The organism is Asanoa ferruginea (assembly GCF_003387075.1).
Lineage (GTDB): Bacteria > Actinomycetota > Actinomycetes > Mycobacteriales > Micromonosporaceae > Asanoa > Asanoa ferruginea.
In genome coordinates this window covers 3447245-3461549 of sequence record NZ_QUMQ01000001.1, presented here as the reverse complement: position 1 = coordinate 3461549, position 14305 = coordinate 3447245, and the positions used below count along the sequence as shown (strand labels likewise).

10 protein-coding genes and 2 pseudogenes are annotated in these 14305 nt (G+C 69.7%); 7 read left to right on the top strand and 5 right to left on the bottom strand.

The annotated features are described in order from the left end of the window. Positions 1-47: 47 nt before the first annotated feature. The 6 genes and pseudogenes from DFJ67_RS16340 to DFJ67_RS16320 all read left to right on the top strand — a co-directional run bounded on the left by DFJ67_RS16340 (position 48) and on the right by DFJ67_RS16320 (position 6040). On the top strand, positions 48-329 hold the full coding sequence (locus DFJ67_RS16340) for a hypothetical protein (RefSeq protein ID WP_203783656.1): 282 nt from the start codon (positions 48-50) through the stop codon (positions 327-329). 80 nt (positions 330-409) lie between these two features. After that, positions 410-1084, top strand: a complete 675-nt coding sequence (locus tag DFJ67_RS16335) for a YidC/Oxa1 family membrane protein insertase (RefSeq protein ID WP_116068705.1) — start codon at positions 410-412, stop codon at positions 1082-1084. A 76-nt stretch (positions 1085-1160) separates the two neighbouring features. Further along, on the top strand, positions 1161-2543 hold the full coding sequence (locus DFJ67_RS16330) for a carbohydrate-binding protein (protein WP_116068703.1): 1383 nt from the start codon (positions 1161-1163) through the stop codon (positions 2541-2543). Between the two features lie 77 nt (positions 2544-2620). Further along, positions 2621-3484 (top strand): annotated as a pseudogene (locus DFJ67_RS44700) (cellulose binding domain-containing protein); the annotation flags it as partial. Continuing rightward, positions 3471-4471 (top strand): annotated as a pseudogene (locus tag DFJ67_RS44695) (chitinase); the annotation flags it as partial. The pseudogenes DFJ67_RS44700 and DFJ67_RS44695, both read left to right, overlap by 14 nt. Before the next feature lie 9 nt (positions 4472-4480). After that, positions 4481-6040: a cellulose binding domain-containing protein gene (locus tag DFJ67_RS16320; protein WP_239097235.1), complete on the top strand. Its 1560-nt coding sequence runs from the start codon at positions 4481-4483 to the stop codon at positions 6038-6040. Positions 6041-6070: 30 nt separating this feature from the next. On the opposite strand, the gene DFJ67_RS16315 is transcribed toward DFJ67_RS16320, so the two are convergent. The 5 genes from DFJ67_RS16315 to lysX all read right to left on the bottom strand — a co-directional run bounded on the left by DFJ67_RS16315 (position 6071) and on the right by lysX (position 13385). Continuing rightward, positions 6071-6877 (bottom strand): inositol monophosphatase family protein, encoded by an 807-nt coding sequence (locus DFJ67_RS16315; RefSeq protein WP_239097236.1) that lies wholly within the window; start codon positions 6875-6877, stop codon positions 6071-6073. After that, positions 6874-7521, bottom strand: a complete 648-nt coding sequence (locus tag DFJ67_RS16310) for a DedA family protein (protein ID WP_116068700.1) — start codon at positions 7519-7521, stop codon at positions 6874-6876. The genes DFJ67_RS16315 and DFJ67_RS16310 overlap by 4 nt, the downstream gene beginning before the upstream one ends. Before the next feature lie 69 nt (positions 7522-7590). Then, entirely contained in the window at positions 7591-9027 is a 1437-nt protein-coding gene (locus DFJ67_RS16305) for an FAD-binding oxidoreductase (protein WP_116068698.1), read from the bottom strand. A gap of 313 nt (positions 9028-9340) precedes the next feature. After that, positions 9341-10018 (bottom strand): DUF998 domain-containing protein, encoded by a 678-nt coding sequence (locus DFJ67_RS16300; RefSeq protein ID WP_116068696.1) that lies wholly within the window; start codon positions 10016-10018, stop codon positions 9341-9343. A 10-nt stretch (positions 10019-10028) separates the two neighbouring features. Further along, positions 10029-13385 carry a bifunctional lysylphosphatidylglycerol synthetase/lysine--tRNA ligase LysX gene (gene lysX, locus DFJ67_RS16295; RefSeq protein WP_116076272.1) on the bottom strand — a complete coding sequence of 1119 codons (3357 nt, stop codon included), beginning with the start codon at positions 13383-13385 and terminating at the stop codon, positions 10029-10031. 112 nt (positions 13386-13497) lie between these two features. Between lysX and DFJ67_RS16290 the strand changes: the two genes are divergently transcribed. Continuing rightward, the gene (locus DFJ67_RS16290; RefSeq protein ID WP_116068695.1) at positions 13498-14277 is read left to right on the top strand and encodes a hypothetical protein; all 780 of its coding nucleotides are present in this window, start codon (positions 13498-13500) and stop codon (positions 14275-14277) included. Positions 14278-14305 lie beyond the last annotated feature (28 nt).

The window sequence follows — 14305 nt, the reverse complement described above, 5'->3', positions numbered from 1 at the left end:
CCCTAAAGAACGTTGACCTATTGCCGCCACGTGCTTGACTGGTCGGCGTGCGGTTGGTCATCTCGACGCTCACCGGGGCGCTGCTCTTCGCCCTGGTCGACACGTCTGGCCCGGCGTCGCCGCTGACGTTGCTCGCCGCGTTCGCCGCCGCCCTGCTGGTCGCGGCCACCCTCGGCGGCCTGGTGATCGGTCGGCACGACCGGTCCGGCAACGCCGCCCGGGGCACCCGGTTACGGGCCCGGGCCCAGTCCCGGCGCACGCCACGCGCGCTTGATCCCGACGGGGCCGGTCGTCCCCGTCCGCGTGCACCGTCGCTCCACCTCGCCTGATCCCTTCACCCGTTCCGCCCGGTCGCGCCGTGCGGTCCTGCCGCCGCGCGCGGGCACCCCCATCAGTCGAGGAAACGACCATGCTTGCCTTCGCTCCACTCGACGGCGCCGTGGGCGCCGCAACGTCCGTCCTGTCCGGAATCGCCGCCTTCATCGCGCCCGTCGCGGGCCCGGCCGCGATGGCTCTCGCCATCGTCGCGTTCACCGTCGCCGTGCGGCTCGCGGTGGCCCCGCTCAGCCTCGCCGCCGTCCGCGGCGAGCGTCGCCGCACGGCACTCATGCCGAAGATCCAGGAGCTACAGCAGCGGTACGGGAAGCAGCCCGACCGCATGCGCACGGAGCTCACCGCCCTCTATCGCGAGCAAGGCACCTCGCCACTCGCCGGTTGCCTGCCGGTCCTCGTACAGGCGCCGTTCTTCATGGTCATGTATCGCACGTTCACCATCGCGCCTCCGGCCGGCGAGCTGTGGGGCGTGCCGCTCGGCCACCACCTCATGCAGGGCCTCGGCGGCAGCGTCCTGCCGCTTTACGGCGTACTCCTGCTGCTTCTGATCCTGCTCGCGGTGTTCTTCGCACGGCGGTCGCGGCGCCAACTCGGGCCGCAGGCGACCGGGCTGGCCAAGCTGATGCCCTTCATGTCCTTTCTCACCATCCCGACGGCGCTGGTGCTGCCTCTGGCGGCGACGTTGTACCTGGTCACGACCACCTCGTGGACGGCGCTGGAGCATCTCGTGTTGCGCCGTCCCACCCATTGACATTCGTGAGTATGTCCGATACAACCCCTCTGAGAGCGCTCTCACGGCACCGTCCCCCGCAGGAGAGAGGCTTTACATGAAACGTCGCGTCCTGCTGTCCATCGCCACCGTCACCATCAGCGTCGCGGCCGTCGCAACGACGGTCACGGCCAACGCCTCCGTGCCGGCCACGCCCTCGGGCTGGAGCCTGGCCTGGAGTGACGACTTCAACGGCTCGGCCAACGCCCTGCCCTCGTCGGCCAACTGGATCATCGACACCGGCACCGCCTATCCGGGCGGTCCTGCCCAGTGGGGCACCGGCGAGATCCAGACCTACACCAACAGCGCGTCCAACGTGAGTCTCGACGGCTCCGGCAACCTGCGGATCACCCCGATCCGCAACGGTTCCGGGCAGTGGACCTCGGCCCGGATCGAGACCACCCGCAGCAACTTCAAGGCACCCGCCGGCGGCGTGCTGCGGATCGAGGGCCGCGTCCAGATGCCCAACGTGACCGGCGCGCAGGCGGCCGGCTACTGGCCGGCGTTCTGGGCGCTCGGCGCACCGTTCCGGGGCAACTACTGGAACTGGCCCGGCATCGGCGAGTTCGACATCATGGAGAACGTCAACGGGATCAACTCCGTCTGGGGCGTTCTCCACTGTGGAGTCGCACCCGGCGGCCCGTGCAACGAGTTCAACGGCCTCGGCACCTCGCGCGCCTGCCCCGGCTCCTCGTGCCAGTCGGCGTTCCACACCTACCGGTTCGAGTGGGACGCGAGCGTGAGCCCGCAGCAGTTGCGCTGGTATGTCGACGGCACGCTGTTCCACACCGTCACCCAGGCCCAGGTCGGCGAGCCGCACTGGACCAACATGACCAACCACGCCGGCTATTTCATCCTGCTCAACGTCGCGATGGGCGGCGCCTTCCCCAACGGCGTCGCCGGCTCCGGCACGCCGACCGCGTCCACCGTGTCCGGCCGGCCGATGCTGGTCGACTACGTGGCGGTGTGGACCCGCGGTGGCGGCACCACGCCCACCGACCCGCCGACCACCCCGCCGACCAACCCGGGTGGCGGCGGCAGTGCCTACAACCAGATCCAGGCCGAGTCGTTCAACGCGCAGAGTGGCGTGATCGTCGAGGCGTGCAGCGAGGGCGGCCAGAACATCGGTGCCGTCAAGAGTGGCGACTGGGTCCAGTTCAACAACATCAACTTCGGCTCGACCCCCGCGCGCGACTTCGTCGCCCGCGTGGCGTCGGGCGCCGCGGGCGGCATCAGCGGGCTGGTCGAAGTGCGGCTGGACAGCCGGAGCAACGCCCCGATCGGCAGCTTCGCGCTGGCCAACACCGGCGGCTGGCAGAGCTGGCGCTCGGTGCCCGGCAACATCACCCCGACCACGGGCACCCACACGGTCTTCCTGACCTTCACGAGTGGGCAGCCGAACGACTTCGTCAACGTCAACTGGCTCCAGTTCCGAAACTAGGTATTGACAAGTATCTGTAAACAGTCTTAATAATTGGCCATCTCATCAATGTAAGCGCGGGCCTGGGGAGGAACTTCATGCGCTTGCGGACTGTGATGGTCACCGCGGCGGTCACCCTGCTCGGTGGGGTGGCCGCCGTGGCGGTGGCCGCACCCGCCATGGCCGCCGGACCGACCGCGACCTTCGTCAAGACCTCCGACTGGGGCTCCGGTTGGGAGGGCAAATACACGATCAGCAACGGCGGCACGACCACGATCAACGGGTGGACGGTCGCCTTCGACCTGCCGTCGGGAAGCTCGGTGAGCAGCTTCTGGGACGCCGACATGACCCGCTCCGGCCAGCGCTTCAGCTTCACCAACAAGTCCTGGAACGGCACCCTCGCGCCGGGTGGCACCGCCTCGTTCGGGCTGATCGGCGCCGGCGCCGGCGCACCGGCCAACTGCACGCTCAACGGCGCCTCGTGCGGCGGCGGCACCGACCCGGGCACGCAGGTGCCGGGCACACCCGGGGCGCCGAGCGTCACCGGCGTGACGCAGACCAGCATCTCGCTCGCCTGGGGCGCCAGCAGCGGCACTGTGACCGGCTACCGGGTCTACGAGGGCAGCACGCTGCGCGCGACCGTCACCGGGACCTCCGCCACGGTCAGCGGGCTGACCGCCAACACCACGCACACCTACACCGTCGCGGCCTACAACAGCGCGGGTGAGTCGGCCCGCAGCGCCGCCGTCACTGGCACGACCAGCGGCGGCACCGGCCCACAGGTGCCCGGCACGCCCGGCAACTTCCGGGTCACCGGCACCACCGGGACCTCGATCTCGCTGGCCTGGAACGCGTCCACCGGCACGGTCACCGGCTACCGGGTCTACGAGGGCACCACCGTCCGCGCGACGGTCACCGGCACGACCGCGACCATCGGCAGCCTCGGCGCCTGTCAGAACCACAGTTACACCATCGCGGCCTACAACACCGCCGGTGAGTCGGCCCGGAGCGGCGCCGTCAGCGGCACCACCACCGGCTGCTCGACCGGGCCGTTGCCGGCACACTTCCTGACCGGCTACTGGCACAACTTCGTCAACCCCGCCGTCGAGTTGCGGCTGCGCGACACCCCCGCCGCCTACGACCTGATCGCGGTCGCCTTCGCCGAGTCGACCGCCACACCGGGCGCCGTCACGTTCGCCGTCGACTCCGGTTTGTCGGCCGCGCTCGGTGGCTACTCCGACGCCGACTTCCGCGCCGACATCGCCACGCTGCACTCGCGCGGCAAGAAGGTGATCCTCTCGGTCGGAGGCGAGGCGGGCCGGGTCGCCGTCAACGACGCCGCCAGCGCCACCAACTTCAGCAACTCGATGTTCAACCTCATCTCCTCGTACGGCTTCGACGGCGTCGACATCGACCTCGAGAACGGCCTGAACCCCACGTTCATGGGCCAGGCGCTGCGCAACCTCCGCAGCCGGGTCGGCGCCAACCTGATCATCACGATGGCGCCGCAGACGATCGACATGCAGAACCCGACGGTGTCCTACTTCAAGCTGGCCCTCGACATTCGCGACATTCTCACCGTCGTACACACGCAGTTCTACAACTCCGGCTCGATGCTCGGCTGCGACCAGTCGTTCGCCTACTCGCAGGGCACGGTCAACTTCATGACCGCGCTGGCCTGCATCCAGCTCGAGGCCGGGCTGCGGCCCGACCAGGTGTCCCTCGGCCTGCCCGCCGGCCCTGGCGCCGCGGGCGGCGGAGTGGTCTCACCGAGCCTGGTCAACCAGGCGCTGGACTGCCTGGCCCGCGGCACCAACTGCGGCAGCTTCCGCCCGCCGCGCACCTACCCGGGCATCCGCGGCGCGATGACCTGGTCGATCAACTGGGACGTCAGCAACGGCAACCAGTTCGCCAACACCGTCGACCCCCACCTCGCCACCCTCCCCTGAGGAGCAGTCGTGAAATTCAGCAGGAAGGCCGTCGTCACCGCCGGCCTGGCCGTCGCGGCCATGGCGCTGAGCGTGGCCGTCGCGCCCGCGGCGTCCGCCGCCACCGCCGCCTTCGTCCGCACCTCGAGTTGGGGTTCGGGATACGAGGCCAGGTTCACCGTCACCAACAACACGTCGTCGACGATCACGTCCTGGAACGTCCAGTTCGACCTGCCCAGCGGCACCTCGGTCGGCAGTTTCTGGGACGCCGACCTGGTCCGCAGCGGCCAGCACTTCACCTTCACCAACAAGGGCTGGAACGGCACCCTCGGCCCCAACGCGACGGCCAGCTTCGGCTTCGTCGCTGCCGGCAACGGCGACCCGACCAGTTGCACGGTCAACGGCTCGTCCTGTGCGGGCGGCCCGCCGACCAACCCGGGCGCGCCACCCACACCGGGCAACGTGCGGGTCACCGGCACGACGGCCAACTCCATCACGGTGGCGTGGAACGCCTCGTCCGGCACGGTCACCGGCTACCGGGTCTACGAGGGCACGACCGTCCGCGCGACGGTGACCGGCACCAGCGCCACGATCGGCGGGCTGGCGGCATGCACCTCGCGCTCCTACACGGTCGCGGCCTACAACGCGCAGGGTGAGTCGGCTCGCAGCGCCGCCGTCAGCGGCACCACCACCGGCTGCACCGGCGGTGGCAGCGGCGCGATGGGTGCGGCGCCCTACATCTACTCGTGGGGCAACGTGCCCAACGTGACCACGGTGATGTCGGCGACCGGCGTCAAGTGGTTCACCAAGGCGTTCGTGCTGTCCGGCGGCGGCTGCACGGCCGCCTGGGACGGCAACCGGCCGATCAACAGCGCCGGTGACGCACAGCAGATCGCGGCGATCCGGGCCGCCGGCGGCGACATCATCCCGTCGGTCGGCGGCTGGAGCGGCAACAAGCTCGGCCCCAACTGCTCCTCCGCGTCGGCCCTGGCGAGCGTGCTCCAGTCGGTGATCAACACCTACAGCCTCAAGGCGATCGACATGGACGTCGAGAACACCGACGAGTTCGAGAGCGAGGTCGTGCAGGACCGGATCCTCGGCGCGCTGAAGATCCTCAAGCAGAACAACCCCAACCTGAAGACCATCGTTACGATCCCGACCGCGACCACCGGCCCGACCTACTGGGGCACCCGCCTGATCAACCAGGGCGCCGCGCTACAGGCCAATGTGGACGTCTGGACCATCATGCCGTTCAACTTCGGCGGCGGTGCCGACATGTACGCGTCGACGGTCAGCTCCTCGGAAGGCCTGAAGAACGCGCTGAAGACCGCCAACGGCTGGTCCGACGCGACGGCGTACGCCCACATGGGCATCTCCGGCATGAACGGCCGGTCAGACCAGGGCGAGATCACCACGACGGCGCAGTGGACCTCGGTCCGCGACTGGGCCAAGTCGCACGGCCTGGCCCGCCTGGCGTTCTGGTCGGTCAACCGCGACCGCGGTTGCGCCGGCGGCCCGCTCAGCTCCGACTGCTCCAGCATCGCGCAGCCGGACTGGGAGTTCACCCGGATCACCGCGCAGTTCGGTTAACCGGCTAGTCGACCCGCCGCCGTCACTGCCTCAGGGCGTGGCGGCGGCGGGGCTCTCTTGCTTGCGCACCAACCGCAGCAGCGCGGCGTGGGTCTGCGCGTCGGCGGCGACCAGCAGGCCGCCGATGCCCGTGTGCAGGGGCTGCCCGTGGATCCCGGTGACGACGCAGCCCGCCGCCCGACAGATCGCGAGACCGCTGGCGAAGTGCACGCTGTCCTCGAAGTGGCCGTCGGTCACGTAGGCCGCCCGCCGGCCCGCCGCCACCCAGGCGACCGCGAGCGTTGTGGAAAGCACCCGGGGCCCGAACGCGGCACCGAACTCCGGGTCGGCCAGCAGCGTGGTGGCCCGGAAGACGTCGGCGTTGGGAAACGGCGGGTCGAGGTTGAGGTCGACCAGCCGGGAGTCGCCGGTGGGGACCAGGCGCTCGTCCTCGCCCGCGCGGCGCAACCAGGCGGCGGTGCCGTCGGTCCAGAAGAGCTCGCCGGCCAGCGGGTCCGCCGCGGCGGCGACGGTCACCCCGGTCGCGGTGCGCAGCGCGACGTTGACAGCCACCAGCGGCGTCTGGACGGCGAAGTTGAGCGTGCCGCAGAGCGGGTCGACCATCCACATGCGCGGCCCGGCCGGCCCGCTCCGGCCGCTCTCCTCGCCCAGGAACGCGTCGTCGGGCCGCTCGGCCCGGATCACCGCGAGGATCGCCCGCTCCGCCTCCAGGTCGGCGGTGGTCGCGAAGTCGCGGTGTGACTTGGCGAAGTGGTCGACCGGCGTGCCGTAGTAGCGCCGGACCACGTCGGCACCGGCCCACGCCGCCGCGATCGCGAGGTCGGCGTCTGACGTCACCGGTGCACGGCCCGGCGCTTACGGATCTTCTTGTTGACCCACAGGCCGACGCTGATCACCACGAGCGCCAGGATCGCATAGTCGAACCAGCGGGCATACTGATCGACCTGCTCCCAGCGGGAGCCGAGGGCGAACCCGGCGCCGACGAAGAGCGAGTTCCACACCGCTGAGCCGAGCGTGGTGAACGCGACGAACCGGGGCAGCGGCATCCGGTTGGCGCCGGCCGGGATGGAGATCAGGCTGCGTACGACTGGCACACAGCGCCCGAGCAGCACGGCCGCGTTCTCGTGGCGTTCGAACCACTTGTCGGCCTTGTCGAGGTCGTCGGCGTCGACCAGCGGGATGTGGTCGAGCCAGCGCTTGAGCCGGTCTTCGCCGAGGCTGCGGCCGAGCCAGTAGAGCACCAGCGCACCGACCACCGACCCGGCCGTCGCGGCGACGATCACGATCGGCAGGCTCATCCGCCCCTCGCTGGCCAGGAAGCCGCCCAGGGCGAGAACGATCTCGCTCGGGATGGGCGGCACCAGGTTCTCCAGCGCCACCAGCAGCCCCACCCCGGCGGCGCCGAGCGAGTCGAGCACACCGGCCACCCAGCCGGTGAGTCCACCAAGATCGCGGGGGTCGCCTTCAGCGGCCAGCGCCATGCCTCATCTCCTCAGGTAGTTCGCGGTAGCCGTGATTCCTACCCGAGGGACCTGAAAACATGCTGATGATCAGCCGGACGCGGGCGTGATGTTGTTATTGGCGCGGAACACGTTGGTCGGGTCATATTTGGCCTTGACCTCGGCGAGCCGCCGCAGGTTGGCACCGAACGCGCTGTCCACGCCGCTCTCCGCCGGCTCCTCGGCGCTGCCGGTGAAGTTGAGATACACGCCGTCATTGCCGAACCGGGCTGATTCGGCGAAGGTGTCGCGTACCCATGCGATATTTCTGTCGTTGTCGGCCGGATCGGTCCAGTTGCCGTCGATCGAGAGCAGGAACGGCGACGACCGCTGCGCGAAGGCCGTCGCGCCAACGGGCACGTCGGCGATCGCACCGCCCATGTGGAACACGTTGACGAGCGTCATCGGGCTGGGCCGCTCGGCCGCCTTGGCGGCGACGAAGTCAACCGCGGCGTCGCTCAACTCCGACAGATAGCGCGACTTCCAGTAGGCCTGCATGGTGTTGCGCGGGAAGAAGGCGTCGAACCCCGACTGCACGGCGGTGAACGGCATCGGCTGCGACATGTCCATCAACGGTGTGCCGAGTTCGCGCAGCGGCTGGAGGATGTCCATGCCGCGCTCGGCGTCACCGGCGTAGACACCGCCGATCACCACGCAGGCCTGGTCGTGCACGGCCTCGGGCAACTCCGGGTCGGCCGGCAAAGTGATGGTCAGGCAGGTGGCGGTGACCTCGTTGGGCGCGACGTTCACATAGTCGCGCCACCCGCGGATCACCTGCGCCGCCTCCGCGACCGGGTAGAACGTGCCGACGAACGCCACGGTCGGCCCGATCTCCTCGAGCGCGAACGTGAACCAGGTGACCACCCCGAAGTTGCCACCGCCACCGCGCAAGGCCCACAGCAGGTCGGCGTTCTCGTTCTCGGAGGCGGTCCGCACCCGCCCGTCGGCGCCGACCACCTCGGCCGACACCAGGTGGTCACAGGCCAGCCCGTGCTGCCGGCGCAGCCAGCCATAGCCGCCGCCGAGAGTGAGCCCCGCGACGCCGGTGTCGGAGACCACCCCGCCGGGGGTGGCGAGGCCGAACGCCTGCGTCTCCCGATCAACGTCGCCCCAGACGGCACCGCCCTGCACGCGGGCGACCCGGGCCGCGCGATCGACCTGCACGGCATGCATCGGGGCGAGGTCGATCAGCAGTGCATTGTCCGATGCGGACAGTCCGGCGATCGAGTGCCCACCGCCGCGAACGGACACGACCAGCCCGTTGTCGCGGGCGAACCGGACCGCGTCGATCACGTCGGCGGTGCCGGAACAGCTCACCACCAGCGCCGGCTCACCGGGGTGCATCGCGTTGTAGACCTCGCGAATCGCATCGAACCCGGGATCTTCGGGCGCCAGCACCGGGCAGCCGACCCGGTCCCGCAACTCACTGATGATCTCGTCGGTCAGGGTCGCCAGGCCGCCTTGGACGGTCGTCGCGGTCACAGTCATCGCGCACACCTCCGAACCTGAACATTTTACGCATATCCACCGCCTGGTCGGGGCCCAACGCCGGAGGCTTTGCTCTGCTCACAAATACGCAACACCTAACCGTTAGCGGTGTTGCGTATTTGTGAGCAGAGCAAGGGGAGATCACCGCCGCGGTGGCTTTGCTCTGCTGCCAGATACGCCCCGGCGACCGCCGGAGTGGGGCGTATCTGGCAGCAGAGCAAGCGGGGATCACCCCGCTTGCTCTGCACCCCTGTAGGCAGCACCTCTAACGGTTAGGTGTTGCCTACAGGGGTGCAGAGCAAAGCCTGCGAACTCATGCCGGCCGGCGAGGCGGTTGCTGACTGCGCACGGCGGCATAGACCAGCCACGCGGCCAGGTTGGCCAGCTCCACCCGCTGCCAGATGCCTTCGTGATCACCGTTGCGGGCCAGCTCGACCAGGAGACCCACGTTGACCGCCAGGCTGCCGACGCTGAGCCCGGCCGCCCACGTCCGGTCCGTGCTGCCCGCGCGGGACGACCGCCAGAACGCCAGGATCGAGCCGACCCCGCCGATGACCGCGAACGCCGACGTCAGGGTGTGCGGGTCGCGCAGGGTTTCGAGCAGCCCGCCGGACAGGTTGCCCGGGCAGCCCGGGTCGATCGACGGCGCACATGGCAGCGCGGTCAGGCCGCCGTCGAAGATGGTCGCGAGCGCGAACACCGCGACGAAGACCCAGGCCGTGCGCTCGGCCGCGCGAAGCCGGTGCCAGCGCAGCCGTCGGTCACCGCGCCCGCCGACCAGCATGCGGGCCGAGCCGAGCAGGGCCAGCGAGCCCGCCGCCACGTCGCAGTAGCGGAAGACCTCGTGCCAGGGCTGGTCGGCCGCGGCCAGATCGCTCGCCAGCCCGGTGGTCAAGCCCAGCCGCGGGTTGAGCCACGGGCCGAGCAGCCACGAGCTGTAAAGCACCGACGACGCCCCGAGCGCCGCCGCCGGCCAGCGCGCCGGCCTCACGACGCCAGCCTCACGACGCCGCGCGGACGAGGGGGAACGGCAGCGTCTCGCGGATTGACCGGCCGGTCAACAACATGACCACGCGGTCAACCCCGATGCCGAGGCCACCGGTCGGCGGCATCGCGTACTCCAGTGCCTGTAGGAAATCCTCGTCCAGCTCCATCGCCTCCGGGTCGCCCCCGGCCGCCAGCAACGACTGCTCCGTCAGCCGGCGACGTTGCTCGACCGGGTCGATCAGCTCCGAGTACGCCGTGCCCAGCTCGAAGCCGAAGCCGACCAGGTCCCAGCGCTCGGCCAGCCGCGGGTCGTGCCGGTGCTGGCGGGTCAGCGGCGACACCTCGGTCGGGAAGTCCTTGTAGAACGTCGGCAGGTCCGTCTTCGACTCGACCAGGTGCTCGTAGAGCTCCAGCAACACCGCGCCGCGGCCCCACTTCGGGTCATAGGCGATCTCGGCCTTGTCGCAGAACCGGCGCAGCGTGGCCACATCCGTGTCGGCGTCGACCACCTCGCCGAGCGCCGTCGACACCGCCTCGTTGACGGTGCGCACCGGCCAGTCGCCGGAGATGTCGACCTCCTCGTCGGTGCCCGGCCGCCGGGCCACCGCCCGCCCATGTGCGGCGATGGCCGCGTCCTGGATCAGCTCCCGGGTCAGCCGCAGCATCGTGTCGTAGTCGGCGTAGGCCTGATAGGCCTCCAGCACCGTGAACTCCGGGTTGTGGCTGTAGTCGGCGCCCTCGTTGCGGAACGTCCGGCCCAGCTCGAAGACCCGCTCGACGCCGCCGACCGCGAGGCGCTTGAGATACAGCTCAGGGGCGATGCGCAGATAAAGCTTCAGGTCGTACGCGTTGATGTGGGTGGTGAAGGGTTTGGCGTTGGCACCGCCGTGGATCCGTTGCAGGATCGGCGTCTCGACCTCCAGGTAGCGGCGGCCGACCAGCGACTCGCGCAACGCGAAGATGGCGTTGCTGCGGGCCCGCAGGATGTCCCGCGACCGCTTGTTGGTCACCAGGTCGAGATAGCGCTGCCGGACCCGGGCCTCCGGGTCGGCCAGGCCGCGGTGCTTGTCGGGCAGCGGGCGCAGGCACTTGGCGTTGAGTTGCCACGAGGTCGCCTCGACGGTCAGCTCGCCGGTGCGGGTGGTGATCACCTCGCCGGAGACGCCGACGTGGTCGCCGATGTCGATCGTGTGGTCCCACTTGTCGACCGCGGCGTTGCCGAAGAGCATCACTTGCAGGTCGCCGCTCCAGTCGCGGATCGTCGCGAACAGGATGCCGCCGTGGTCGCGCATCAGCATCACCCGGCCGGCCACGCCCACCTTGTCGCCGCTGCGCCGGTCCGGCGGCAGGTCACGGTGTGCGGCGGCCACCTCGGCGCAGGTGTCGGTCCGCGGATAGTTGACCGGGTACGGGTCGATGCCCGCGTCGATCAACTGTTGGCGCTTGGCGAGGCGTACCCGCATCTGCTCCGGTGCCTTGTGGTCGATCGCACCCGGCGCCGCCGGTGCGGCCGCGGCGTCGATCTCCTCCGCTGACGCCGCCCGCTCCTCGTAGTCCGGCGGGAGCACGTCGAGCTGCGAACCCGGACTGCCGGGCAGCGCGATGAAGCCCTCGGCGATCGCCGACGCGATGCCGACCCGGGCCAGCTCGCGGCGCTCGCCGAAGCACAGGTAACGCGGCTGCCAGGTCGGGTGGTATTTCGCGTTGGACCGGTAGAGCGACTCGAGCTGCCACCAGCGGGAGAAGAACAGCAGCAGCTTGCGCCACAACCGCAGGATCGGGCCCGCGCCGATCCGGGCGCCCTCCTCGAAGACCGCACGGAAGACGGCGAAGTTCAGCGAGACCTTCTCGACGCCGAGCCGCGGCGCCGCCTCCATCAGCTCGGCGACCATGAACTCCATCGCGCCGTTCTCGGCGTCGTGCGCGCGGCGCATCAGGTCGAGCGACAGGCCCCGGCTGCCCCATGGGCTCAGCGAGATGATCGCCTTGACCTGGTTGTTCTTGTCGATCGCCTCGACCAGCACGCAACGACCGTCAGCCGGGTCGCCGAGCCGGCCCAGCGCCATCGAGAAGCCACGCTCGCTCTCCGTGTCGCGCCAGCTCGTCGCCAGCGCCGACAGCTCCTTCATCTCCGCCTCGGGGACGTCGGAGTGCCGGCGCACGGCGGCGGTGTAGCCGGCCCGCTCGACCCGGTTGACCGCTTGCCGCACCGGGCGCATCTCCCGGCCGTCGAGCTTGAAGTCCCGGGTGAGCAGGATCGCCTCGTCGCCGAGATGGATGACCTTCAAACCGGTCCGGGCGTACGCGATGGCGCCTTCCTCGCTCGCGCCCATGACCGCTGGTGTCCACGCGTAGTAGCGGGACTGCGCGAGCCAGGCGTCGATCGCCGGTCCCCACGCCTCCGGGTCGCCGACCGGGTCCCCACTGGCCAGGCTCACGCCGTTGACCACCCGGTAGGTGATCGCCGACTTGCCGGTCGACGAGAAGATCGCCGACTTGTCCCGCCGGGTTGCGAAGTAGCCGAGCGAGTCCCGGTCGCCATATTTGGCCAGCAGCATGCGGATCCGCGACTCGTCGCCGGCGTGCAACTCGGCGTTGCGGCGCTGCGAGCGCAGCAGGGTGGCCAGCGCCGCGAACACCGCGATCGCGCCGAATAGGCCGAGCACGAAGCTGACCCAGCCGGGCGCCTCACCGACCCGGGTGATGTCGAAGCTGAAGCCGCCTCCGAGCACGCGTTCCGTCGCGTAGGCGAGCTGGTTGCCGGTCCCGGTCAGGCTCCCGGGGAACGCGGTGACCAGGCTGAGGCCGAGTCCGATGCCGACGAGCAGAAGCCCGAAGAAGACCACCAGCGCCCGGCGTACGCTGCCCTTCGCCACGTGCGCGTAGAACTCGCCGCGGAACAGGATCAGGGCGGTCAGCGCGATCACCGAGACGCCGAGCCCGCACCAGAGCAGCACGAGTTCGCCGGTGGTGTCGAAGAGCCGGTTGCCGGCGTCGTCGATCAGCTCCCCGTCCGGCACGATCGTGACGATCAGGCCGATGATCGTGGTGATCAGCACGCTCAGGCCGAAGTAGATGGTCAGCAGCCACCAGGCGACCCGCTTGCGGCGCAGGGTCGCGGTGGCGAGCGCGGCCAGGAACACGGCGTACGCGATGTTGGCCGGTGCCGGGATGATCAGCGCGTCGATGGTCTCCCGGATGGGTTGCACGCCGGTGCGGAAGATGTGGCCGAAGGCCGCGATGCCGGAGATGATCGCGACGATCCACATGATCATGCCGAAGATGCGCGGGACGTAACGACCCCAGGCCAGGCCGCGCGGGCGAGCTATCGGCAGCGCGCCGCTGGTCTCGGCGGCCTCCTCAACTGTCATGGTCACGGCGGCGACCTCCCGGTGTCGGCAGAACCCAACTCAGACGATAGGCAGCTACCTAGAATGATTCTCATAAAACGGACTTAAAAGGCGTCAGGAGGTGGGTACGCCGATGGGTGGTTGGTTTACCCGCACGATCGTCGATACGGGGCGACTGCCGCTGTTCTGCTTCTTCGCGGGGTTCATCGTCACGTTCGCCTTCATCCGGTTCTCCGTCCGGATGATCCGCGCGAACGTCAAATGGTGGCCCGGCAACGTCAGCCCCGGCGGGACACACATCCACCACGTGGTGTTCGGGGTGATCTTCATGCTCATCGCCGGGGTCACCGGCTTCGCCCTGAACACCGACAACGGCGCGGCCAACGCGGTGTTCGCCGGCATCTTCGGCCTCGGCGCGGCGCTCGTACTCGACGAGTTCTCGCTGATCCTGCACCTCGACGACGTCTACTGGTCGGAGAAGGGGCGCACCTCGGTCGACGCGGTCTTCATCGCGGTCGCGTTCACCGGCCTGCTGCTCGTCGGGGTGCGACCGATCGGCGTCGACAACTTCATGACCACCAGCGGGGCCACGGTCAGCACGTGGCTCGTCGGATCGGCCGTGCTGGTGGCCAATTTCCTGCTCGCCGGCGTCACGCTGTTCAAGGGCAAGATCTGGACCGGCCTGATCGGGCTGTTCATCCCGATCCTGATCCTGGTCGGTGCGATCCGGCTGGCCCGGCCGCACTCGCCCTGGGCCCGCTGGCGCTACCAGCGCGACACGCCGCGGGCGAAACGCAAGATGGCCCGGGCGATAACCCGGGAACGGCGGATCCGCACGCCGATAATCGCCGGCAAGGACTGGGTGCAGAACATGATCGCCGGACGGCCGGATCTGCCCTCTTCCGAGGGATGACGCTTACGCTTCGTGAGCCGGAAGGCTG